This window comes from Romboutsia sp. 1001216sp1 (genome assembly GCF_039841805.1).
GTDB lineage: Bacteria > Bacillota > Clostridia > Peptostreptococcales > Peptostreptococcaceae > Romboutsia_C > Romboutsia_C hominis.
Genome location: NZ_JBDPHA010000024.1, coordinates 1 through 22,283, shown reverse-complemented (window position 1 = coordinate 22,283; position 22,283 = coordinate 1). Strand labels below are relative to the sequence as shown.

The following is a 22,283-nucleotide window of genomic DNA, read 5'->3' as shown; positions in this document are numbered from 1 at the left end:
TTATGAGCTAAAGATATTGGAAGTGGCATTAACTCTTCTGTTTCATTACAAGCGAAACCAAACATTATACCTTGGTCTCCTGCTCCAACCTTTTCTATTTCATCTTCAGCATTTTCACCTTCTCTATTTTCTAAGGCTTCATCAACACCCATAGCTATATCGCCTGATTGTTCATCTATTGCAGTTATTACTGCACAAGTATCACAGTCAAATCCATATTTAGCTCTGTCATACCCTATTTCTCTTACTGTTTCTCTTACTAATTTAGGAATGTCTACATATGTATTAGTACTTATTTCTCCTGCTACTAATACTAATCCTGTTGTAGTTGTTGTTTCACAAGCTACCCTTGCATGTGGATCTTTCTCTAATAATGCATCTAGTATAGAATCTGATATTTGGTCACAGATTTTATCTGGATGCCCTTCAGTTACTGATTCCGACGTAAATAAATGTCTTGCCATTTGTATCTCCTCCTTAATATAATTCATTTTATTTAGATTTGATTTCTAATCATTTATAATGATTTTCACTAAAATACAACCTAATTAAATCTTAAGAGCTAGGAGTTTAGTAATTATTTATCTAATAAAAAAACCTCTTCTTATTAAGAAGAGGTTAATTATTTCGTATATGCTAATTAACTAACCTCATCTCTCAAAACTATAAAGTCTTGTAGGATTTAGCACCTTTTCCCTAATGGGTGGTTGCTGGGCTTCACAGGGCCTGTCCCTCCGCCGCTCTTGATAAGGTAATCAAGAATTTATTAAGTTATTATTTTGTATCACTAACTTATATGTTACTACCTTTTTTATATACTGTCAATCTTTTATGCAATAATTTTTTGCTTGTCTATTCAAACTATCTTGTATCCTATTTAATAATTTTTTCATATTATATCTTATAAATCTATATAGGTCTTTTTTTATCCTATATTTCATATATTCTTGTGAAGGGGGTGTTCCTATGTATCTGGCCAAGGTCAATTATAATAAAGAAAATGTTGTTGAAATCCTTTGTTCTGTACTTAGAGACATAATAAATGATAATACAGTTGTGGTCTGTATAGGAACAGATCGGGCTATAGGTGATGCTCTTGGCCCTTTAGTTGGCACTATGCTTAAAAATAGCGACTTTAATTTCCCTGTCTACGGAACCTTAGATAATCCTATTCATGCTTTAAATATATATGAGTCTATCGAACATATAAAAAAGGCTCATCCTAACGGAAATTTTCTAGCTATTGATGCATGTCTGGGTGCAAAAAATAATATAGGAAATATCCAAGTCAGAGAAGGCCCTATTCTTCCTGGCAAGGGGGTAGGTAAAAAATTACCTCAAATAGGAAACTATTCTATTGTAGGTATTGTAGATAAGATAGATGAAAATAATAGATTTTCTTTTAATAACGTTCGACTTAGTTTTATATTAGAACTTGCCGAACTTATATCTTTATCTTTACTTCTTTCTACATGACAAATCAATATTTAATATAGCCTGTTCTTTAGATTAAATTTTTATAGGTTAGGCTATTTATCTGCTTTTTATTATTTTCAATGTTCTGCATACAAATTTTGACATATAACATATTTCAAAACAATTTTACTTGATTGTTTTATCTAATAATTTACTTACATCATATATCAATCTTAGAAAAATAAAAATAAGGCTATTTCCTTAAAGGAAATAGCCTTATTTTTATTTTTCTACAAGAGCAAACATTAACTCTCCACTACATACTAATTCTTCATTAACAAAAGCTTTTGCCAAAGCTTTTCCAATATTTCTTCTTATAGATGTCATTTCAACTTCCATAGTTAATGTATCCCCAGGTCTTACTTCTTTTTTAAATCTAACTTTATCTATACCTGCAAATACACCTAATTTTCCTCTATTCTCATCTACTGACATCATAGCTACACACCCTACTTGAGCCATAGCTTCTATTATAAGTACTCCTGGCATTATCGGGTATTCTGGGAAATGACCTTGGAAAAATGGTTCATTTACACTTACATTTTTTATACCTTTAGCTCTTTTTCCCTCTTCTAATTCTATTATCATATCTACTAATAAAAATGGATATCTATGTGGTATTAATTCTTTTATTTGGTCTATATTTAACATTTAAGTACCCTCCTAATTATCTCCTTTTGAAGGTACCTCCTGTTTCAAGTAAATCTAAAGAACTTAAAGCAATTCCTGTACCTTTTGCAACACAAGATAAAGGTTCATCAGCCACTACAACTTTAATTCCTGTTCTATCTTCTATTCTTTTGTCTAGTCCATATAACAATGAACCTCCACCAGTCATTATTATTCCAGTATCACTTATATCTGCTGCTAATTCTGGTGGTGTTTTCTCTAGGACAGAAAGCGTTGATGCAACTATCTGCTCTGAGCATTCATTAAGAGCTTCTAGCATCTCAGTTGAATTTATAACTATGGATTCTGGTAATCCTGTAATTAAATTACGTCCACTTATTTTAATGCTCTTTTCATCTTCTCTTTTATATGCACAACCTACTTCTATTTTGATTTTTTCTGCAGTTCTTTCTCCTATAAGAAGGTTATATTGTTTTCTGATATATCTTACTATAACTTCATCAAATCTATCTCCACCCATTTTTATGGATTCACTAACTACAGCTCCTCCTAGAGATGTCACCGCAATATCTGCTGTTCCTCCACCAATGTCTATAACCATGCTTCCATTAGGTTTAGCTATATCTACTCCTGCTCCTATAGCCGCTGCTATTGGTTCTTCTATTATATATACATCTCTCGCTCCAGATTGTCTTGTAGCTTCTTCTACAGCTCTTTTTTCAACATCTGTGACCCCTGTAGGAACACATACCATTATTCTTGGCATAAAAAATCTACCAAAACCTTTTTTATCTACAGCTTTATCTATAAAATAAGTTAACATTTTTTCAGTTACATCATAATCAGAAATTACACCATCTCTTAGTGGTCTTATAGCTACTATATTACCAGGTGTCCTTCCTATCATTCTTCTAGCTTCTTCTCCTACCGCTAAGACAGATTTAGTTCTTTTATCGATTGCTACAACAGAAGGCTCTTCTAATACAATCCCTTTTCCGCTAACGTATACAAGAACATTAGCAGTACCTAAGTCTATCCCTATGTCCGCTCTAGACATGTTCTCAACTCCTTTTTGCATATTTTATATCTAAACGACTCATTGTCTAAAACACTCCTATAATACAAAATATACAAAAATACTACTTTAGTCAAGAATAATAAAAAAAATGTAGGCTTAACCTACATTTTTTTTGGAGCTCTTTTCATATTTAAGCTTTGTAGCCATTCCTCCTCTTATGTGTCTTTCAGATTTATTTTTTTCTAAAACCATCTTAACTTCTTTAGCTAGAGACGGGTTTATTTCTTCTAAACGTTCTGTTACATCTTTATGTATTGTACTTTTACTAACTCCAAATGTCTTCGCTGTTTGACGAACAGTTGTATTTTTCTCTAGTATATATTTAGCCACAACGATTGCTCGTTCCTCTATATGAGATCTCAAAGCTTTCCCTCCTCACATACTAGCCTTAATCATATATATGTGAGAAAGAAAAGAAATATAACAGACTTAACCAAATTTGATTAAGTCTGTTATATTTTATTTTATTAAACTCATTGGATCTATTGATTCTTTTCCTTTGAAGGCTTCTATATGAATATGTGGTCCCTCTGCACTCTCAACTACAGATGTATTTCCTGCTAAAGCTATTACATCTCCTTCTTTGACTGCTTGTCCGTCTTTAACTTTAATATCTTCACTTAAATTAGAATATATTACTGTTTTACCTTCACTTTCAACCTCAACTGACATACCATTAGCATCATCTTTAAAAATGTTAGTTACTTTTCCTGATAATAAACTTTTTATACTTTGTCCTTCTTTACAACTTACGTCTAAACCTTTATGCACTTCCCATAAGTTCAATGTTTCTGAGTAACTAGGTTCCTTTGCTGAATATTCTCTAATTACTTTTTCTCCTACAAATTCAAGTTTCGATGTTTTTTTAACCTCTTTATTTTTTGCTGTTTCTAAGTTTTCCTTTGATTCTGTAGAAGTTGGTACAGCATCTTTATTTTCATTTTCTATTAGATGAACTTCATCTTCTTTTTTACTATTTTCTTTATCATTTACTATTTCATTATTTGATGCTAGATCGTTAACATCATTTTTTACAAACCAAACTCCTCCGACCGCAAGTAAACTAATGCATACAAATAATGCCAAATAAAATCCATCTTTTTCTAGTAGCTTTTTCATACAGCACCTCCAAATATATTTATGTATTTGTATTCTTATCTTTTATTTATATTTTTATACAATTTATACATATTTTGGATTAATTAAAAATGAATTTTATCTATTAATATATATGAAACTGACATATTTCCAAAGATTTCTCCCGTTTTTTTAATACCTTTTTTATACTTTTAAAATTGTAGCTATATTATCTGTACAAACTATTAACAGTTCTATACTTAATATAAAAAAGAGCTTGATAAAAGCTCTTCTAATTAATATAAGTCTGTTATATCTGTTTCTTGATAATAATGATTTAGTATTTCATAATATCGATACCCTTCCTCTGCCATACCTTGTGCTCCCCACTGGCTCATTCCAACACCATGTCCATATCCTTTTACTAAAAAATCTATATGATTCTCTCCAAATTTTAATTCAAAATTGGATGAATTTAATTTAAATATACCTCTAATTTCTCTTCCTCTAATCTCCTTATTCCCAATTTTTATCTTATCTACAGATCCACCATCACTTCTATTTAAAATTTTTATTTGATTCTCTAGGTTAGATGGATTTAAACCTGCATTTTTATAATTACTATTTATAGCATTTATAAAATCTTTATTGCTTATCTTTAACTCAGAAGTATATTTAGGAGAGTACTGTTTATCATAAGGGCTTTCGACAGATTGTAAATATGGATATGCTTGTGCAAATACTTCTTCACAGTTTTCTGTCTTTCCTGATGATGTAGAGAAATATAGTGTAAGTATAGGTTCTCCCTTATAAGTTATTATCTGACCCTTTGTATCTCGTACTGCTTGCTGTATTTTAGGGTAATATTTGTCCATCCAATCTTGTCCATTCTTTGCTTTTAATTCTTCATAATTCTTATATTCTTGGCAATGATTATAGTCAGTACATACGACTGCATTACTATGCTGATTTGATTTTCCTTGATTTTCTTTATACATTACATAAGTTCTTGCTGCTACAGCTTGTGCTTTAAGAGCTTCAATATTAAAGTCTACAGGCATCTCTCCTGCTAAAACTCCACATAAATATTTTTCTATATCCATCTTCTCAGTCTTATTAGTTTTATGATTGTATATATTTATTAAAGGAGATTCTTTATCAACTGTTTCATAGTTGATTATCTTTTTTTTAGGATTGCTTAATGCCGATTCGTTTTGTATAGCCTCTATCCCATCATAAGATACTACACTTAAAAATACAGGAACTGCTATAGACAAACCAACTATACTTCCTAAAAATACTAAAGGGTTATTCATATATTTTCCTCCTTAGTTAATTACTTGTACTTAAAATATATGAATAACCCTATTTATTTATTACTATTTATTTTTAGTCTTCTATTATCTCTATGTTTCCACCTAAAGCAGTTATTTTCTTATCTATATCAACATATCCTCTTTGTACGTGATATATTTCTCCTATTTGAGTTTCTCCTTCTGCTATAAGTCCACATAATATAAGTGCTGCACCAGCTCTTAAATCTGTCGCATTAACTTTAGCACCATATAATTGGTTTACTCCATTTACTATTGCGCTCTTTCCTTCTATTTTTATGTTTGCTCCCATTCTATTAAATTCGGCAACATGCATAAATCTATTTTCAAATACAGTTTCTGTAACTACCCCAGTTCCATTAGCTATTGTAAGCATAGCCATGAATTGAGCTTGAACATCTGTTGGGAATCCTGGGTGAGGTAAAGTCTTTATATCTATTGGCTTTAACACTTCAGGTCCTATAACTCTAACTGTATTATCTTTTTCTATTATTTCACATCCAGCTTCTATTAATTTAGCTGTAACTGGTTTTAAATGTTCCATCATTACATTTTCTATTGTTATATCACCTTTTGTCATAGCTGCTGCAACCATATAAGTAGCTGCTTCTATTCTATCAGGTATTATTGTATGCTCTGCACCTTTTAATTCTTTAACACCTTTTATTTTTATAGTGTTAGTTCCTGCACCTTTTACATTAGCTCCCATTTCATTTAAGAAATTAGCTAAATCTACTATTTCTGGCTCTTCTGCAGCATTTTCTATTATAGTTGTTCCTTCAGCTAAAGCTGCTGCCATCATTATGTTTTCAGTAGCTCCTACTGATGGGAAATCTAAGTATAATTTAGTACCCACTAATTTATCAGTTGTAGCTTCTACGAATCCATGATCCATATCTACTTTTGCACCTAAATGCTTAAATCCTTTTAAATGTAAATCTATAGGTCTTGTTCCTATAGCGCATCCTCCTGGCATAGATATTTTTGTGTGGTTAAATCTAGCAAGTAATGGCCCCATTACTAAGAAAGATGCTCTCATCTTACTTACTAACTCATATGGTGCTTCACAAGTAGTTATGTTGCTTGCATCTACTGTTAAAGTGTTATCCTTATATTCTACTTTTGCTCCTAAGTGTCTTAATAAATCAGATATAACATGAACATCTTTTAAGTTAGGTACACACTTTAAAGTTGACTTACCATTTGCTAATAACGTCGCCGCTATTATTGGTAACACTGCATTTTTAGCTCCGTCTATTTTAACACTTCCATTAAGTGGATTACTCTTTTTTACTATTATCTTTCCCATTTTTATTGTCTCTCCTCATAATTAATAATCTAATTTTATAATAGGTGTAGCAATATAAATTAATGTTTTATCTTCGTCTTCGCTATACCTCATCCCTATATTCAAATTAATATTATTTCCTAAATATTCTAAGTCATTTCCTTGTAAGATCTTACTATCTGCTGTAACAGATATAAAATTTTCCTCTTGTATTCTATCTACTTCTTGTGCATTCATATTATATAATATTTTCGTTAAAATATCATCACATTTGCTTAAATGTAACTTTTCTGAATATTCTCCAGATATACATGTATTTATATCTGCATTAATTGCAAATTTTTCTAATGTATTCTCAAGAACTGTATAAACGCCCACTATATTTTTATATACTTTATTCTGTAATATGTCAACCATTATGTGAGCCTCTTCGTCATTTTTCTTTATGAAAATTATGGAAATGCTTTCATCTTCTATTTTACCGCTTAAATGAATCTGTTTCTCATCTTTATTCCATATTTCTTCCCATGCTAAATCACTTTCTTCTAGTCCTAAATTATTAAGTATTTCTGTGCACATATCAACCATTTCTTCTTTTGATATGTTGTAATTTATAGAACCATTTGCTTTTATGTTATAAAAATTAAACTTAGCCTCTGTGTTTATAAATGTTCGTATTAATTCATTATATTCATTTTTTGATTTTGTATCCGCAAAAGATATTAGTATACCCATCATCATTAATATTAAAAATATACATATCATTTTAATTAGTTTCATGTAAAAGCCCCCATTAATTTATATATTATACTTAAATTATTAACATTTTTGGATATCATATACAAAAATAAAGCACTAAGATGACTTTAATCATCTTAGTGCTTTATTTTATTATTATGCTATATATTTATTTGCAAATTCCTTGAATTCCTCAACATTAGATCCTAAATATTCTTCAAAATTAATATTTTTTTCATCTAATAATAATCCTAAATTATATAAAAACTCTGGTATTTTATCACTAGCTATATCTCCATAAACTTCCCCAAGTTTTACGTTACCTTTTTTAGCTACACCACCTACATATAAAGTAAATGCTTCTTTTAACTCTCCATCTATCTTTTTCTTTTTACCTCCAAATCCAATTATACCTATTTGATGAGTTCCACAGGAACTTGTACATCCTGATATATGAATTCTTGGTAATTTATTTGTTGTATAGTTTTTCTTTTTGAAGTAGTCTAATATACTATGTAATAAACCTTGACTCTCTCCTATACCTATCTGACAAGTAGGGACACCTATACAACATGAAGTTTGTTCTATTGGAGTATTTCCACCCATAGTTTTTGTTAACTCTAATATATTTTTAGCTTCCTCTCCATTAAGATTTCTAAAATAAACACCTTCGCTCATAGAAAGTCTTATTTCTAAATCTTCAATTGACTCTAAGGCATTTATTAATGCTTCTAAGTCAGTTAATTTTAGCTGTCCTCCAATTGGATGAAGATATACACTATATAATCCCTCTTGTTTTTGAGGTATTAGTCTTATATCTTGTAAATCTATTTTTGATCCTTGCTTTTTACAAGTTTTATTTTCTATATTTAAATCTAAATTTTCTCTTTCTTTTACTTCTTTTAGATGTTTTTTATAACATTTTAAGAACTCTTCTTCACCCATACTAGCTACAATATATCTTGTACGAGCTTTATTTCTATTTTCATAGTTACCCTCAGCTATAAATAACTCTATCATAGCTTGTACATGGTATAAAACATCACTCTTTGGAACTAACTCATCATATTCCACTGCTTTTGCAGGATTCTTACCAATTCCACCTGCTATATAAAGCTTGAAAAATTCTTCTCCATTTTCTTTTACTGCTAAGAAACCTAAATCTTGTACAGTACAGTTAGCTGTATCTTCGCTACTATTTGAGAAAGATACTTTTAATTTTCTAGGTAACTTATATTTATATATGTCTTTCATTAAATATTCATTTACTTTTAAAGCATATTCTGTAACATCAAATGCTTCCCCTATTTCTACTCCTGATAATGGTGATAAGGCAACATTTCTAGGGAAGTTTCCTCCTCCACCTCTTGTATATATACCATGCTTTAATCCATCTTCCATTATGTCACAAACTTCATCTATTCCTAAGCCATGTAATTGTATAGCTTGACGAGTAGTTAAATGTACTTTATCTAGATTATATTTTTTAGCGCAATCATATATATATTTAAGCTTTTCTATATCAAGAACACCACTTGCTGTTCTAAGTCTTATCATAAATTCTTTACCACCACGATGAGCATATACACCCATTCCTCCTGATGCATGTTTGAATTCATTTACTGAAATTTCACCATTTACAAATTTATGACCTTTTTCCCTAAATTCAGGTATCTCATTTAATAATATATCTCTTAGCTCTTCCAATGTGTTTCCCTCCATTATAAAATAGGTTTTATTTAAATTGTAAATCTATGTAAGTACTTTGTAAACCCTAGCACCTATGCGATATTTTTATGGTTACTATATAATAATTTGATAGTTATTTTTATAACTATTGAATCATTATATATACATAACAAATTAATATAAGAACATGCTTTTGTTATATACTAATATTAATATTATGTAACTACAAAGAATATATATTCTAAAAAATAAAAAGTTTGATTCCCTAATGTAGACAACGACTTCATCCGTTAATTAAAGTGTCCTTTTAAAAATTTTAAACTTATTAATATATCTTGTATATGAATTTTCAATAGTCCTATATTTAATAAAAAATCTTTATATGTAAAAAAGGACTACCTTAGTAAGGTAGTCCTTTATATATCTTTTAATTTAAAATTTATTCAACTGTTACTGATTTAGCTAGATTTCTTGGCTTATCTACATCACAACCTCTTTCAACTGCAACGTAGTAAGATAATAATTGAAGTGGTAAAACTGTTAATATACTTGATAATATATCATCCACATTTGGTATATATATTACCTTATCAGCAGCTTTTTCAACTTCTTTATTCTTTTCTTGAGCTATTGCTATAACATAAGCTCCTCTAGCTCTAACTTCTTCCATATTAGATACCATTTTTTCAAATAGTTCTTCTTGAGTAGCTATAGCTATTACTGGAGTTCCTTTTTCTATTAAAGCTATTGTACCATGCTTTAACTCTCCAGCAGCAAATGCTTCAGCATGTATATAAGATATTTCTTTTATCTTTAATGCACCTTCCATAGCTAAGTTATAATCTAATCCTCTACCTAAGTAGAAAGCACTACTTGCTTCTCTTAATGTTTTAGCTACATCTTCTTTTATATAAGTTTCTTGTTCTAATGCTTTTGAAACTTTTTCTGGCATTTCTTTTAATTTTTCTATCATTTCATTGTAGAACTCTTTTGTTATAGTTCCTTTCTTTATAGCAAAGTCTAATGCTATCATGTAGAATGAAACTAATTGAGTTGTGTATGCCTTAGTTGATGCAACAGATATTTCTGGACCTGCCCATGTATAGAACACATCATCTGATTCTCTAGCTATAGAAGAACCAACAACGTTAGTTACTGATAATATTCTAGCTCCTCTTTCTTTAGCATATCTTAATGATGCTAAAGTATCAGCAGTTTCTCCAGATTGACTTACTAATATTAATAAAGTATTTTCGTCAACAAATGGATCTCTATATCTAAATTCAGATGCTATATCAGTTATTACTGGTATCTTTGCAAACTTTTCTATAGCAAACTTTCCTACAAGACCTGCATGATATGCTGTACCACATGCAACTATATAAACTTTATTTATTTTGTCTAAGTCTTCCTTAGTCATTTTTATATCATCTAATTGGATTTCTCCATTTTCATTTAATCTTCTTATTAATGTTTCTTTAACTCCGTTTGGTTGTTCGTATATTTCTTTTAACATGAAATGCTCATATCCACCTTTAGATGCAGCTTCAACATCCCAAGTTATTTCTGTAACTTCTTTTTTAACTTCTTCTCTATTTTCATTTAATACTGTTAATTTATCTCCAACTATATGAACAAACTCTCCATTTTCTAAGAAGTATACATTTCTAGTATACTTTAGTATTGCAGGTATATCTGATGCTATAAAGTTTTCACCTTCACCAAGACCTACTACTAATGGGCTATCTTTTCTTACTGCAACTAATTCACTGTTATTATCTTTACATATAACACCTAATGCATATGCTCCTCTTAATCTTTCAGTTGCCTTATAAACAGCATCTAATAGGTTTCCTTCGTAGTATTTATCTACTAAGTGAGCTACTACTTCTGTGTCTGTTTGAGATAAGAATACTACACCTTCTGCTTGTAATTCTTCCTTTAATTCCATGTAGTTTTCTATTATACCATTGTGAACTACTGCTATTGTCTTATCCATATTGAAATGAGGATGTGAGTTTACATCTGATGGTTCTCCATGAGTTGCCCATCTAGTATGTCCTATTCCTAATCCACCTTCTATAGGATTTTTTTCTAAATCTTCAGCAAGTATTGCTAACCTTCCCTTGAACTTTCTTATTTCTAATTCATTTCCAGTGTTTACTGCAACACCAGCCGAGTCATATCCTCTATACTCTAATTTTGAAAGTCCTTCTACTAATACTTCTGTTGCTTGTCTGTGTCCTAAATATCCAACTATTCCACACATATTAAAATTCCTCCTAAAAATATTTTTTGTTTTATATATTTTAAGAGTTAGGTCATATTTACTTAAGTTTTCCCTTTGTCCAAAGAATTACTCCCTTGTTTTAAAGAAACTTTTACGATGGTAAATTCACCGCAGAGCATCCGCCGATAATTCGATAAACTCTGTCCTCGTCAACTTAGAAATTTTATAAAGTATTTCTTATAGCTAAGTTCTGGCGCTTTATAAAGTGAATACTAAAAAATATCTTAGCAATTCACCCTTTTAACTTTTACGCTTGGGGAATACTAGGCCTTAGCATTCACTTTTTAAATTACGATAGTTTTTCTTGTATAAGGTTAGCTAAATTTGTAGCTAATTCTTTTATTTGACCTTCCTCTTTACCCTCTAACATAACTCTTACTAATGGTTCTGTTCCTGATGGTCTTATTAATACCCTTCCACATCCATCTAGTAATTTTTCTATTCTTTCTATTTCACTCTTTATTTCTGGGTATTCCATGTATCTATTTTTATTTTCATTCTTTATTCTAGCATTAACTAACACTTGTGGATATTGAGTCATCACTGCTGCTAATTCTGATAACTTCTTACCTTCTTCTAATACTATTTGGGCTAATACTAATGAACTTAATACTCCATCTCCTGTAGTATTATAGTCTAAGAATATCATGTGCCCTGATTGCTCTCCACCTAAGTTATATCCAGTGTTTTTCATTTCTTCAAGTACATATCTATCTCCTACAGCAGTAGTAGCTAGATTTATTCCATGTTCCTTAGCTGCTATAGTAAGTCCTATATTACTCATCACTGTAACTACTAATGTATCCTTTGCTAACTTACCTTTATTCTTTAAGTGTATTGCACTTAATATCATTATATGGTCGCCATCTACAATGTTTCCATTTTCATCAACAGCTATTAATCTATCTGCATCACCATCATATGCAAGACCTAAGTCAGCATTATTCTCTACAACAGCTTTTTGTAATCCCTCTGGATGTGTTGAACCACATTTATCATTTATATTATTTCCATTTGGTTGACTATTTATTGTTACAACGCTTGCACCTAATTCTTTAAATATTATTGGTGCAACATTATAAGATGCTCCATTAGCACAGTCTAACACAACTTTTAATCCTTTAAAATCTACTTTTACTATAGATTTTAAGTAGTCTATATAGTCTCTCTGTGCATCATGTACATATACCTTTCTTCCAACATTTTCTCCTACTGGAAGATAATCAACCTTTTCTATATTGTCTATATAATTTTCTATTTCTAATTCTACAGAATCATCTAATTTATATCCATCTTTATTGAAGAACTTTATACCATTGTACTCAACTGGATTGTGAGATGCTGATATAACAACACCACAATCAGCTTCATATTTTCTAGTTAGGTATGCAACTGCTGGTGTTGGAACTACCCCAACTGTCATTACATCACATCCAACAGACATAAGCCCTGCTATTAAAGATGCTTCTAACATATCTCCTGATACTCTTGTGTCTTTTCCAACTACTACTTTAACTTTTTCTTTTCCTTGAGCTAGTACATATCCTCCAGCTCTACCTAATCTGTATGCTAAATCACAAGTAAGCTCTGTATTTGCTACACCTCTTACCCCGTCTGTTCCAAAATACTTTCTCATAAAAAATCTCCTTTCGTGAAGAAAAGCTCGTCAATTATAATATATTATTATACACATTTAAGTGTTCTTAGTTCCAAGTTTATTCCATAAAGACATTTTAATACATATATAAAAAAAGGACAATAGAATTCTTTCTATTGTCCCCTTTTTTGTAACTTTTTATATTATTTTATAGAACTCGATCCTTTTTGTAAAGCTTCCTTATTTAATGGAACGAATTTTTCTTTACTTGGTCCAAATACTTTCTTGAATGCTTCTAAAACTGAGTCTACCTCTACTGTTGGTTCAGTTTTTAAATAAGCACCTAACATTACCATGTTAGCAACTCTAGGATTTCCTAACTCTAAAGCTATATCATTAGCTGGTATATAATAAACATCAACATCATCTCTTTCTACTTTTCTTTCTATAAGAGAACTGTTAACTAATATTTTCCCACCTGGCTTAACTTCACTTTCAAACTTATCAAGTGATGGTAAGTTCATTACTATTGCACAAGTTGCATCTCCTGCTATAACTGGAGAACCAACTGGCTTACTAGATACAGTTACTGAACAGTTAGCTGTACCTCCACGCATTTCTGGTCCATAAGATGGTAACCAAGAAACTTCTTTACCTTCTAGCATGCCTGCATATGTAAGTAATTGTCCCATAGACATTACCCCTTGACCACCAAATCCTGCACATATTACTCTAGCTGTAGACATATTACTTCACCTCCTCAGCGATTTCAACATCTTTTATATTGCCTATTGGATAGTATGGCATCATATTATCTCTTAACCATTGTAATGCATCATTTGGATTTAATCCCCAGTTAGTTGGACATGTAGATAGAACTTCTACTATACCAAATCCAAGTCCTGCTTGTTGTACTTCAAATGCTTTCTTTATAGCTTTTTTAGCTTTTCTAACATTAGCAGGAGTATCTACAGAAACTCTTTCTACAAACACTGCACCTGGTAATGTAGCTAGCATTTCACTCATTCTTATTGGGAATCCTTGCTTATCTATTTGTCTACCATATGGAGCTGTTGTAGCCTTTTGTCCAACTAATGTAGTTGGAGCCATTTGCCCACCAGTCATTCCATATATAGCATTATTTACGAATATTGTAGTGAATTTTTCACCTCTAGCTGCTGCATGAACTATTTCAGCTGTACCTATAGATGCTAAGTCTCCATCTCCTTGGTATGTAAATACTGTCTTATCTGGATGAACTCTCTTTATTCCAGTAGCTGCTGCTGGAGCTCTACCATGAGATGCTTCTTGCATATCACAATTAAAATAGTTGTATGCTAAAACTGAACATCCAACTGGAGCTACACCTATAGTGTCTCCTAATACATCTAACTCTTCTAATACTTCTCCTACTAATCTATGGATTATACCATGAGTACATCCTGGGCAGTAGTGTGTTTGAGCATCTGTTAATCCCTTAGTTTTCTTAAATACAACTGACATTATCTAGCACCTCCTACAGCTAATTCACTTTCCATTACTTCTTTTGCTTTATTAGCTATACTTTCTGGATCAGGTATCATTCCTCCTGCTCTTCCGTAGAAGTGTACAGGTAATCTTCCTTCAACAGCTAATCTTACATCCTCTACCATTTGTCCCATACTCATTTCAACAGTTAATAAGTTTTTAGCTTCTGGTATTTGATTGAATGCTTCAAATGGGAATGGCCATAAAGTCTTAGGTCTTATTAAACCAGCTTTAATTCCTTCTTCTCTTAACATATCTATAGAGTTTTTAACTATTCTTGCTGTAGTACCGTAAGCTACAAATACTAATTCAGCATCTTCAGTCTTATACATTTCATAATCAACTTCATTTTTTTCTATTTCTCTGTACTTAGCTTCTAACTTTATACAGTGTTTTTCTAATTCATCTGGTTGTAAGTATAAAGAATTTATTACATTAGGCTTTCTTTCTCCTTTAGTTCCTACTGTAGCCCAATCTTTAGGTTTTAATTCTCTAGTTTTAGGAGCTTTAAATTCTACTGGCTCCATCATTTGTCCTATCATACCATCTGCAACTACCATGACTGGAGTTCTATAGTAATCAGCAACATTGAAAGCTTCCATTATCATATCAACAGCTTCTTGAACTGTAGCTGGAGCATAAACTGGAGTTCTATAGTCTCCATTTCCTCCACCTCTTGTAGACATAAAGTAGTCAGATTGAGAAGGTTGTATTCCTCCAAGTCCTGGACCACCTCTCATTACGTTAACTACAACACATGGTAATTCAGCACCTGCTGCATAAGTTATACCTTCTTGTTTTAAAGCTATTCCTGGTGAAGATGAAGAAGTCATAACTCTAGCCCCTGCTCCTGCTCCACCATATATCATGTTTATAGCAGAAACTTCTGATTCAGCTTGAACAAATACTCCTCCAACATTAGGTAATTCTTTAGACATATATTCTGGTAATTCATTTTGTGGTGTTATTGGATAACCAAAGAAATATTTACATCCAGCTTCTATAGCTGCTTTCCCAAATGCTTCGTTACCCTTCATAAGTATCTTAGCCATTTACAAATCCCCCTTATATTTTAATTAGTCTCTCTCAACTGTTATAACTGCATCTGGACACATAGTCGCACAGTTTGAACAACCTATACATTTATCCATTTCTACTACTGTAGCTGGATTGTATCCCTTTTTGTTGATTTTGTTATTATCCATTACTACTATTTGCTTTGGACATGCAGCTACACATAATGCACATCCTTTACAAAGGTCTTGATTGAAAGTTACAGTTCCCTTAGCCATATTCCTTTGTCCCCCTTAGAAAAATTTATAATTATTTTACTAATAAACTACATCCAAGCTTCTCTCATATAAAGCTTGATAGGGAAAATTTCTCCCTCTAAACCTTCTGGAAGTTGTGGAACTAATTCTTCTAAACATACTATATATTTAACTGGTATATCGTACTGTCTAGACACTTGCTCAACTAATTTTTGACCTTTTAAAACATCATCAATTGTAGTTGACCTTACTAAATGTGTATTGTTTACTAGCCCAGTAACCTTAAGACCAGAAGATTTCTCAATTGATCTTATATGACCTATTACATCTTCTACTGACTGAGTATATTCTCTATTAGCGTTTACTACACAAAACATATCGTAGTCAGCTTTTTCTATTAATTCGTGGAATCTACCTACCACTCTAGCTCCTACGTTGTCCCCTCCCACATCCATAACATAACTATAAGAACTATCTGTTATTGGTGACATTATTTGAGGAGATATAGCTGGTAAATCTAAAGTTGGTGCGTCTATTGAACTATATATAGGAAGGATATCTAAAGAATTTAATAAATCCTTTTTTTCCCTTGTTCTAAAATAAACATTTACTACATCTAAATCTGATAAGGCAACTTTACCTTCTACCTCATTTCTTAATTTGGTAACATAGTTCATAGCAAACTCACTTTTACCACTACCATAGTGTCCTATTATAATTCTTATCCTCTTATCATCTCTTATCATTAGTTACCACCTATTAAGTCAATTTTGTATTTATATTAAATTTATATCATTAACTATATTGAACTTCATATCCATAATTTTTGGGTTCTTCTTCTTTATTTAATACTCTAAGTCCACCTTGAGCTAATGCTATCATTTCATCTTCACCTGGGTAAACTTTTACATCAGATATAAAATTAACTCTCTCTTTAATCATTCCTGTAAACATCTTAGAGTAAGCTATTCCACCAGTTAAAAGGATTGCATCTACATTACCTTTTAATACTGATGCACAAGAACCTATTTCTTTACTTACTTGGTAAGCCATAGCTTCATATACTAATTTAGCTTTTTCATCACCAGCTTCTATTCTAGATTCAACTTCTCTACCATCATTAGTATTTAAGTATCCTACTAGACCACCATTTCCTTTTATCTTTTTCTTTATTTCATCTTGAGTGTATTTTCCACTAAAGCACATCTTCACTAAGTCTCCGACCGGTAATCCACCACTTCTCTCTGGCGAAAATGGCCCTTCTCCATCTAAAGCATTGGCAACATCTATTACTTTACCTTTTTCATGTGCTCCAACAGATATTCCTCCACCCATATGTGCTACTATAAAGTTACAGTCAAAATACTCTTTTTCTAATTCTTTAGCTGCTCTTCTAGCAGTAGCCTTTTGGTTTAAAGCATGGAATATACTCTTTCTATCTATATCTTCACTCCCTGATATTCTAGCTACATCATCCATTTCATCTACAACTACTGGATCAACTATGTAAGATGGTACATTTACTGCATCTCCTATTTCTTTTGCTATAATTCCGCCTAGATTTGATGCATGTTCCCCTAATACACCAACCTTTAAGTCATCAATCATAGCTTCATTAACAATATAAGTTCCACCTTCTATAGGCTTAAGAAGTCCACCTCTACCTACTACTGCATCTAAATCAGATGTTTTTATTCCACCTTCTGTTAATGCATCTTCAATCACTGTTTTTCTAAACTCAAACTGATCTGAAATCTTCTCATACTTGCCTATTTCTTCAGAAGAATGTCTTAAAGTTTTTTCAAAGACTAAATCCTCATTATCAAATACTGCAATCTTCGTTGATGTTGAACCAGGATTTATAGTTAATATTTTGAATACCTTATTCAATTGTGTTACCCCCTTAATAAACTAGGCTTTAGCTGCCATTAATACCCCTAATGCTATAGAATTTAGTTTAGTTTCCTCATTGTCTGCTCTTGATGTTAATATAATAGGCGCTTTAGCCCCTACTATCACACCTGCATTTTTAGATTTTGAGAAAAATACTAATGATTTATATAATATATTTCCAGCTTCTATATCTGGAGCTAATAATATATCTGCTTTACCTGCTACTGGATGATTTATTCCCTTATGATTTGCGGCTTCTATTGATACAGCATTGTCTAATGCAAATGGACCTCCTACTATGCATCCTTTTATTTCGCCTTTTTCACACATTTCTTCTAATTCTTTGGCATCTATTGTATCTTGCATTTTAGGATTTACTTTTTCTTTAGCACATAATGCTGCTACTTTTGGTGTGTTGATATCGAGTGCATGAGCTACCGTGCATGAATTTTCTATGATTTGTTTTTTGATATTTACATCTGGTGATAAGTTCATAGCTGCATCAGTTATAAAGAATAATCTATCATAACCTTCTACATCAAATACAGCTACATGGCTTAGTACATTCCCTGTTCTTAAACCAACCTCTTTATTTAATACAGCCTTTAGAATTATAGATGTATCTACCAAGCCTTTCATTACCATATCAGCTTTTCCTTGAGATACTAATTCTACTGCTTTTAATGACGCTTCTGATAAATCTTTTATATCTATTAATTCATAGTTATTAAGGTCTATACCTACATCATTTGCTATTTCTCTCGTTTTTTCTATATCCCCTACTAATATAGCCTTTGCTATCCCTTCTTTTCTCGCCATTTCTACTGCCATTAATACTTCTTTATCTTGGCAACATGCTACAGAGATAGTTTTAGGACCTCTTTCCTTAGCGAATTTTATTACTTCTGTAAAGTTTTTCATCTAATCCACCCCATTTTGTATCCAATAAATATAGATTGGTACGTTTAGCTTTTAATAAACATCTCTATCCCCTTAATTCTGTTAATTTTTAAGCTAATTACTAATTTGTCTCATACCTATATTATATATATTCCACCAACGTTTTCCCACTATATTTATAATTTTTAAATTTTCAGAATTATTTTACTTTTATATAATGTCAATTATCCTTTTAAAAAAGCTTCAATATATATATTATGTATAATTATACCTTTAATAGTTATAATCCTTTATAATTAACAGATTTTTAATTATTTTTTTATTTGCTGATATATTGGTAAACTATTTTAGTAAATCTAAGAGCCATATTATTTCATATTAATTAAAAAAGACATAAGAAAAATACTATATTTTCTTATGTCTTTATATTATTATATCTCACTTGGATCTATAACTATTTTATTAAATTTATAACTAGAATCATATTCTATCTTATATTTTTGGTTTTCATTTGGCTTAGATAAATCTATGTATAGTTTTATATCCGATTTTTCTAAGTTTTCTATTGTACTAGGATAATCAACAGTAACCTTTATAGATTCTGGAATATCGATATCTGATGTATTCTTACCATCTGAATTTCTTAATTCTATTTCATCTTTGCTATAAGTAAATTCCTTCTGTAATGATTTATCGCCATTAAGCTTTATAGTAATATATTTTGTATCTGATGATATACCTTTTGGAATATTTAACTCTACATCCTTAGGAAATCCAGATGTTATATCATCTAAATTAACCTCTTTAGTTTCTATATATTCTATACCATCGATTAAATCTTTACTCCCTTTTATGACGATATTGCTTTTACTAAGCTCATAACTTGGTACTTTTTCATTATCTGATGTATTTTCTTTTAATTTAACTCTTATTGGAACAGTTTTTTCTTTTAATAACGTTGCTGATACTTTTAATGTTGATTGATATAACTTTACGCCTTTAACTTTATTTCCATTTTTATCTACTGGTATTAAATTAATTTCACTTGAAAAATCTTGTGTTCTTGAGCCTACATCTAATACTCCAATCACTTTAGTTACCTCATTCACTAAAGTCCTTGGACCTGATACTTCTATGCTCTTTTTATCTCCATCTATACTTACTTTATCTATATTACCTTTAGAATTTCCTTCTAATTTAACTTCTATATTTTTATTTTCTTGTACTATTTTATCTAAATTAACTGCTATAACATTACTCTTTAGCTCATGAGTCATTCCTGGCAAAGTCGGTACCCTTAAGTATACTTGATTTTTTCCTTCCATAGGATTTTCTATAGTACCATAAACATGTATATCCTCTTTTTTTACCTTTTGTATCTTAGATAATTTGCCGGAAATAGAAACATCAATAGTCAATTCTCCATCTGGATAAATTACAAAACCTTTTTCTTTTAATTCATTCATATTACTTATAACTATAGGGACGTTCTCAAATAGCTTAGTATCCGTCGGATCCACTATTGCCATTACATATAGCCATAATGTTATTGCGCTAAGCAGGGATATTAATTTTATTTTTGTATTATGCTTTAATTTATTCATCATTTAAATATCCCACCTTTTAAAAAGCTTTTTTCATCAACTTTAGGCTTTAAATTTTTCTTAAGTATACTTTCCATTCTTTCTTTTGGTATATTTCTATATATTTTTCCCGCTTTTGCAATTGATACATCCCCTGTTTCTTCTGATACTATAAGGGATATACAGTCAGAAACTTCACTTACTCCGACTGCTGCTCTATGTCGTGTTCCTAGATCCTTACTTAAGTCTTTACTCTCTGTTAAAGGAAGGAAACATGCAGCAGCTTTTACCTTTGAGTCTCTAATAACAACTGCTCCATCATGTAATGGTGTATTTGGAATAAATATATTAATTAGTAATTGTCTTGATACCTCTGCATCTATTATAGTTCCCGTATTTATTATATCACCTATCTTAGTTTCTCTTTCCATTATAATAAGAGCTCCTATTTTTTGTCTTGATAGTGAATATAAAGCCTCGACAATCTCTTCTATCATTTTATTAAATGTTTCTTCAGATGTATTAGGACTTCCTTTTAGAAAGAATTTAAATCTCGTCCTACCTATATGTTCAAGTCCTGCCCTAAGTTCTGGCTGGAATATTATTATTGCAGCTAAAAAACCAATCTCAAGAGCATTTACTAATAGCCAGTGAAGTGTATGCAATTTAAAAGTCTCGCTCAACTGAGTCGCTACTAATAAAAATATTATTCCTTTTAAAACTTGCTCTGCTCTTGTATCCTTTATAAACATAAATATTTTATAAAATATATATGCTACTATGGATATATCTATAATATCATTTACAGTTACTTTATTGATAATATCCAAAAAACCACTGAAAAAAGAATTTATATCCAACACAGTTTTGTCCTCCTGTTTGACAGCTTCTTCATTACTATATTAAGTATTATACTATATTAATATAAGTATATACAAACTATTTAGCTCCTATCATTTTTTATAATTTAAAAATAAACATAAAAAAAAGTTTCACTATAGTGAAACTTTATATTGGTGAGCGCACAGGGATTCGAACCCCGGACACACGCCTTAGAAGGGCGTTGCTCTATCCAGCTGAGCTATGCACCCATGTAATTAAAATGGAGCGGGAAACGAGATTCGAACTCGCGACTTCAACCTTGGCAAGGTTGCGCTCTACCGCTGAACTATTCCCGCAGATTCAATGGCGGGAATAACAGGACTCGAACCTGTGACCCATTGATTAACAGTCAATTGCTCTACCAACTGAGCCATATTCCCGCGTATTAAATTAAGTGGCGACCTGGAAGGGACTCGAACCCTCGACCTCCAGCGTGACAGGCTGGCATTCTAACCAGCTGAACTACCAGGCCGCGAATGGTGGGACTAACAGGGCTCGAACCTGTGACCCCCTGCTTGTAAGGCAGGTGCTCTCCCAGCTGAGCTATAGTCCCATAAGTTTTTGGAGCGGGTGAAGGGGATCGAACCCTCACAGCCGGCTTGGAAGGCCGGAACTCTACCATTGAGCTACACCCGCATATTAAGTTGGTGACCCATAGGGGAATCGAACCCCTGTTACCGCCGTGAAAGGGCGGTGTCTTGACCGCTTGACCAATGGGCCATATTTATTTGGTTGCGGAGGCAGGACTCGAACCTGCGACCTTCGGGTTATGAGCCCGACGAGCTGCCAACTGCTCCACCCCGCGATATTAAAGTTGGTGCCGAAGACCGGAATCGAACCGGTACGAGAGGTAAGTCCCGCAGGATTTTAAGTCCTGTGCGTCTGCCAGTTCCGCCACTTCGGCATACCACGTGGCTACGTCTTACTCTCCCAGGAGGTCGCCCTCCAAGTACCATCAGCGCTAAAGAGCTTAACTTCTGTGTTCGGTATGGGAACAGGTGTATCCTCTTTGCTATAATAACCACATAAT

General features: G+C 31.8%; 21 protein-coding genes, 9 tRNA genes, 1 rRNA gene and 1 riboswitch. Of the genes, 1 reads left to right on the top strand and 30 read right to left on the bottom strand.

The genetic code is table 11. From position 1 onward, the window contains the following. Positions 1–464: S-adenosylmethionine synthetase N-terminal domain-containing protein (locus ABHC41_RS14320; RefSeq protein ID WP_271894438.1), on the bottom strand; the 464-nt coding region annotated here is incomplete at its 3' end. A 183-nt stretch (positions 465–647) separates the two neighbouring features. Further along, positions 648–753: riboswitch (SAM riboswitch) on the bottom strand. Positions 754–966: 213 nt separating this feature from the next. On the opposite strand from ABHC41_RS14320, the gene yyaC reads away from it, so the two are divergent. Next, positions 967–1,476, top strand: a complete 510-nt coding sequence (gene yyaC, locus ABHC41_RS14315) for a spore protease YyaC (RefSeq protein WP_092921909.1) — start codon at positions 967–969, stop codon at positions 1,474–1,476. Positions 1,477–1,698: 222 nt separating this feature from the next. Here the strand turns inward: yyaC and fabZ are convergent, their stop codons facing one another. The 29 genes from fabZ to rrf form a co-directional block, all read right to left on the bottom strand. Next, positions 1,699–2,127, bottom strand: a complete 429-nt coding sequence (gene fabZ, locus ABHC41_RS14310; RefSeq protein ID WP_240275475.1) for a 3-hydroxyacyl-ACP dehydratase FabZ — start codon at positions 2,125–2,127, stop codon at positions 1,699–1,701. Between the two features lie 16 nt (positions 2,128–2,143). Beyond that, on the bottom strand, positions 2,144–3,163 hold the full coding sequence (gene mreB, locus ABHC41_RS14305) for a rod shape-determining protein MreB (RefSeq protein ID WP_092921906.1): 1,020 nt from the start codon (positions 3,161–3,163) through the stop codon (positions 2,144–2,146). Between the two features lie 117 nt (positions 3,164–3,280). Then, positions 3,281–3,547, bottom strand: coding sequence for a sporulation transcriptional regulator SpoIIID (spoIIID, locus tag ABHC41_RS14300; protein ID WP_092921904.1), 267 nt, complete (start codon positions 3,545–3,547; stop codon positions 3,281–3,283). A gap of 96 nt (positions 3,548–3,643) precedes the next feature. Then, on the bottom strand, positions 3,644–4,303 hold the full coding sequence (locus tag ABHC41_RS14295) for a M23 family metallopeptidase (RefSeq protein ID WP_271894434.1): 660 nt from the start codon (positions 4,301–4,303) through the stop codon (positions 3,644–3,646). 254 nt (positions 4,304–4,557) lie between these two features. After that, a complete protein-coding gene (gene spoIID, locus ABHC41_RS14290; protein WP_271894432.1) occupies positions 4,558–5,577 on the bottom strand; it encodes a stage II sporulation protein D in 1,020 nt (339 codons plus the stop codon). Between the two features lie 73 nt (positions 5,578–5,650). Next, entirely contained in the window at positions 5,651–6,904 is a 1,254-nt protein-coding gene (gene murA, locus ABHC41_RS14285; protein WP_092921898.1) for a UDP-N-acetylglucosamine 1-carboxyvinyltransferase, read from the bottom strand. Between the two features lie 21 nt (positions 6,905–6,925). Then, a complete protein-coding gene (locus ABHC41_RS14280) occupies positions 6,926–7,663 on the bottom strand; it encodes a YwmB family TATA-box binding protein (protein ID WP_240275474.1) in 738 nt (245 codons plus the stop codon). A gap of 114 nt (positions 7,664–7,777) precedes the next feature. Continuing rightward, positions 7,778–9,328 (bottom strand): nitrite/sulfite reductase, encoded by a 1,551-nt coding sequence (locus ABHC41_RS14275; RefSeq protein WP_271894429.1) that lies wholly within the window; start codon positions 9,326–9,328, stop codon positions 7,778–7,780. Positions 9,329–9,749: 421 nt separating this feature from the next. Beyond that, entirely contained in the window at positions 9,750–11,579 is a 1,830-nt protein-coding gene (glmS, locus tag ABHC41_RS14270) for a glutamine--fructose-6-phosphate transaminase (isomerizing) (protein WP_092921894.1), read from the bottom strand. Between the two features lie 310 nt (positions 11,580–11,889). Then, positions 11,890–13,236 (bottom strand): phosphoglucosamine mutase, encoded by a 1,347-nt coding sequence (glmM, locus tag ABHC41_RS14265; protein WP_271894426.1) that lies wholly within the window; start codon positions 13,234–13,236, stop codon positions 11,890–11,892. 164 nt (positions 13,237–13,400) lie between these two features. After that, positions 13,401–13,943 carry a 2-oxoacid:acceptor oxidoreductase family protein gene (locus tag ABHC41_RS14260; protein ID WP_195929253.1) on the bottom strand — a complete coding sequence of 181 codons (543 nt, stop codon included), beginning with the start codon at positions 13,941–13,943 and terminating at the stop codon, positions 13,401–13,403. A 1-nt stretch (position 13,944) separates the two neighbouring features. Continuing rightward, positions 13,945–14,700: a thiamine pyrophosphate-dependent enzyme gene (locus tag ABHC41_RS14255; RefSeq protein WP_092921888.1), complete on the bottom strand. Its 756-nt coding sequence runs from the start codon at positions 14,698–14,700 to the stop codon at positions 13,945–13,947. After that, the gene (locus tag ABHC41_RS14250) at positions 14,700–15,776 is read right to left on the bottom strand and encodes a 3-methyl-2-oxobutanoate dehydrogenase subunit VorB (RefSeq protein ID WP_195581979.1); all 1,077 of its coding nucleotides are present in this window, start codon (positions 15,774–15,776) and stop codon (positions 14,700–14,702) included. Before ABHC41_RS14250 ends, ABHC41_RS14255 begins: the two co-directional genes overlap by 1 nt. A gap of 24 nt (positions 15,777–15,800) precedes the next feature. Beyond that, positions 15,801–16,016, bottom strand: a complete 216-nt coding sequence (locus ABHC41_RS14245) for a 4Fe-4S binding protein (RefSeq protein WP_195581977.1) — start codon at positions 16,014–16,016, stop codon at positions 15,801–15,803. Between the two features lie 47 nt (positions 16,017–16,063). Then, positions 16,064–16,741: an ATP-binding protein gene (locus ABHC41_RS14240; protein WP_271894422.1), complete on the bottom strand. Its 678-nt coding sequence runs from the start codon at positions 16,739–16,741 to the stop codon at positions 16,064–16,066. Positions 16,742–16,790: 49 nt separating this feature from the next. Continuing rightward, positions 16,791–17,885: a butyrate kinase gene (gene buk / locus ABHC41_RS14235; RefSeq protein ID WP_195238849.1), complete on the bottom strand. Its 1,095-nt coding sequence runs from the start codon at positions 17,883–17,885 to the stop codon at positions 16,791–16,793. Positions 17,886–17,906: 21 nt separating this feature from the next. Beyond that, positions 17,907–18,809, bottom strand: a complete 903-nt coding sequence (gene ptb / locus ABHC41_RS14230) for a phosphate butyryltransferase (protein ID WP_195238848.1) — start codon at positions 18,807–18,809, stop codon at positions 17,907–17,909. Positions 18,810–19,219: 410 nt separating this feature from the next. After that, entirely contained in the window at positions 19,220–20,395 is a 1,176-nt protein-coding gene (locus ABHC41_RS14225) for a CdaR family protein (protein WP_195238847.1), read from the bottom strand. Next, entirely contained in the window at positions 20,392–21,234 is an 843-nt protein-coding gene (gene cdaA / locus ABHC41_RS14220) for a diadenylate cyclase CdaA (protein ID WP_092921874.1), read from the bottom strand. Before cdaA ends, ABHC41_RS14225 begins: the two co-directional genes overlap by 4 nt. Positions 21,235–21,385: 151 nt before the next feature. Next, positions 21,386–21,462, bottom strand: a tRNA-Arg gene (locus tag ABHC41_RS14215). Positions 21,463–21,474: 12 nt separating this feature from the next. Next, positions 21,475–21,549 (bottom strand) — tRNA-Gly (locus ABHC41_RS14210). An 8-nt stretch (positions 21,550–21,557) separates the two neighbouring features. After that, a tRNA-Asn gene (locus tag ABHC41_RS14205) sits at positions 21,558–21,633 on the bottom strand. 15 nt (positions 21,634–21,648) lie between these two features. Next, positions 21,649–21,725: transfer RNA gene (locus tag ABHC41_RS14200), tRNA-Asp, on the bottom strand. A 5-nt stretch (positions 21,726–21,730) separates the two neighbouring features. Continuing rightward, positions 21,731–21,806, bottom strand: a tRNA-Val gene (locus tag ABHC41_RS14195). A 9-nt stretch (positions 21,807–21,815) separates the two neighbouring features. Continuing rightward, positions 21,816–21,889: transfer RNA gene (locus ABHC41_RS14190), tRNA-Gly, on the bottom strand. Between the two features lie 9 nt (positions 21,890–21,898). After that, positions 21,899–21,973, bottom strand: a tRNA-Glu gene (locus ABHC41_RS14185). Between the two features lie 9 nt (positions 21,974–21,982). Beyond that, a tRNA-Met gene (locus tag ABHC41_RS14180) sits at positions 21,983–22,058 on the bottom strand. A 10-nt stretch (positions 22,059–22,068) separates the two neighbouring features. Beyond that, a tRNA-Leu gene (locus ABHC41_RS14175) sits at positions 22,069–22,157 on the bottom strand. Positions 22,158–22,162: 5 nt separating this feature from the next. After that, positions 22,163–22,279 (bottom strand): 5S ribosomal RNA (gene rrf, locus ABHC41_RS14170). Positions 22,280–22,283: the final 4 nt, after the last annotated feature.

Excerpts from the sequence above, each read along its gene's own strand:
- yyaC (WP_092921909.1), top strand. The coding sequence starts at position 967 with ATGTATCTGGCCAAGGTCAATTATAATAAAGAAAATGTTGTTGAAATC.
- fabZ (WP_240275475.1), bottom strand. The coding sequence starts at position 2,127 with ATGTTAAATATAGACCAAATAAAAGAATTAATACCACATAGATATCCA.
- mreB (WP_092921906.1), bottom strand. The coding sequence starts at position 3,163 with ATGTCTAGAGCGGACATAGGGATAGACTTAGGTACTGCTAATGTTCTT.
- ABHC41_RS14295 (WP_271894434.1), bottom strand. The coding sequence starts at position 4,303 with ATGAAAAAGCTACTAGAAAAAGATGGATTTTATTTGGCATTATTTGTA.
- spoIID (WP_271894432.1), bottom strand. The coding sequence starts at position 5,577 with ATGAATAACCCTTTAGTATTTTTAGGAAGTATAGTTGGTTTGTCTATA.
- murA (WP_092921898.1), bottom strand. The coding sequence starts at position 6,904 with ATGGGAAAGATAATAGTAAAAAAGAGTAATCCACTTAATGGAAGTGTT.
- ABHC41_RS14280 (WP_240275474.1), bottom strand. The coding sequence starts at position 7,663 with ATGAAACTAATTAAAATGATATGTATATTTTTAATATTAATGATGATG.
- glmS (WP_092921894.1), bottom strand. The coding sequence starts at position 11,579 with ATGTGTGGAATAGTTGGATATTTAGGACACAGACAAGCAACAGAAGTA.
- glmM (WP_271894426.1), bottom strand. The coding sequence starts at position 13,236 with ATGAGAAAGTATTTTGGAACAGACGGGGTAAGAGGTGTAGCAAATACA.
- ABHC41_RS14260 (WP_195929253.1), bottom strand. The coding sequence starts at position 13,943 with ATGTCTACAGCTAGAGTAATATGTGCAGGATTTGGTGGTCAAGGGGTA.
- ABHC41_RS14255 (WP_092921888.1), bottom strand. The coding sequence starts at position 14,700 with ATGTCAGTTGTATTTAAGAAAACTAAGGGATTAACAGATGCTCAAACA.
- ABHC41_RS14250 (WP_195581979.1), bottom strand. The coding sequence starts at position 15,776 with ATGGCTAAGATACTTATGAAGGGTAACGAAGCATTTGGGAAAGCAGCT.
- ABHC41_RS14245 (WP_195581977.1), bottom strand. The coding sequence starts at position 16,016 with ATGGCTAAGGGAACTGTAACTTTCAATCAAGACCTTTGTAAAGGATGT.
- ABHC41_RS14240 (WP_271894422.1), bottom strand. The coding sequence starts at position 16,741 with ATGATAAGAGATGATAAGAGGATAAGAATTATAATAGGACACTATGGT.
- ptb (WP_195238848.1), bottom strand. The coding sequence starts at position 18,809 with ATGAAAAACTTTACAGAAGTAATAAAATTCGCTAAGGAAAGAGGTCCT.
- ABHC41_RS14225 (WP_195238847.1), bottom strand. The coding sequence starts at position 20,395 with ATGATGAATAAATTAAAGCATAATACAAAAATAAAATTAATATCCCTG.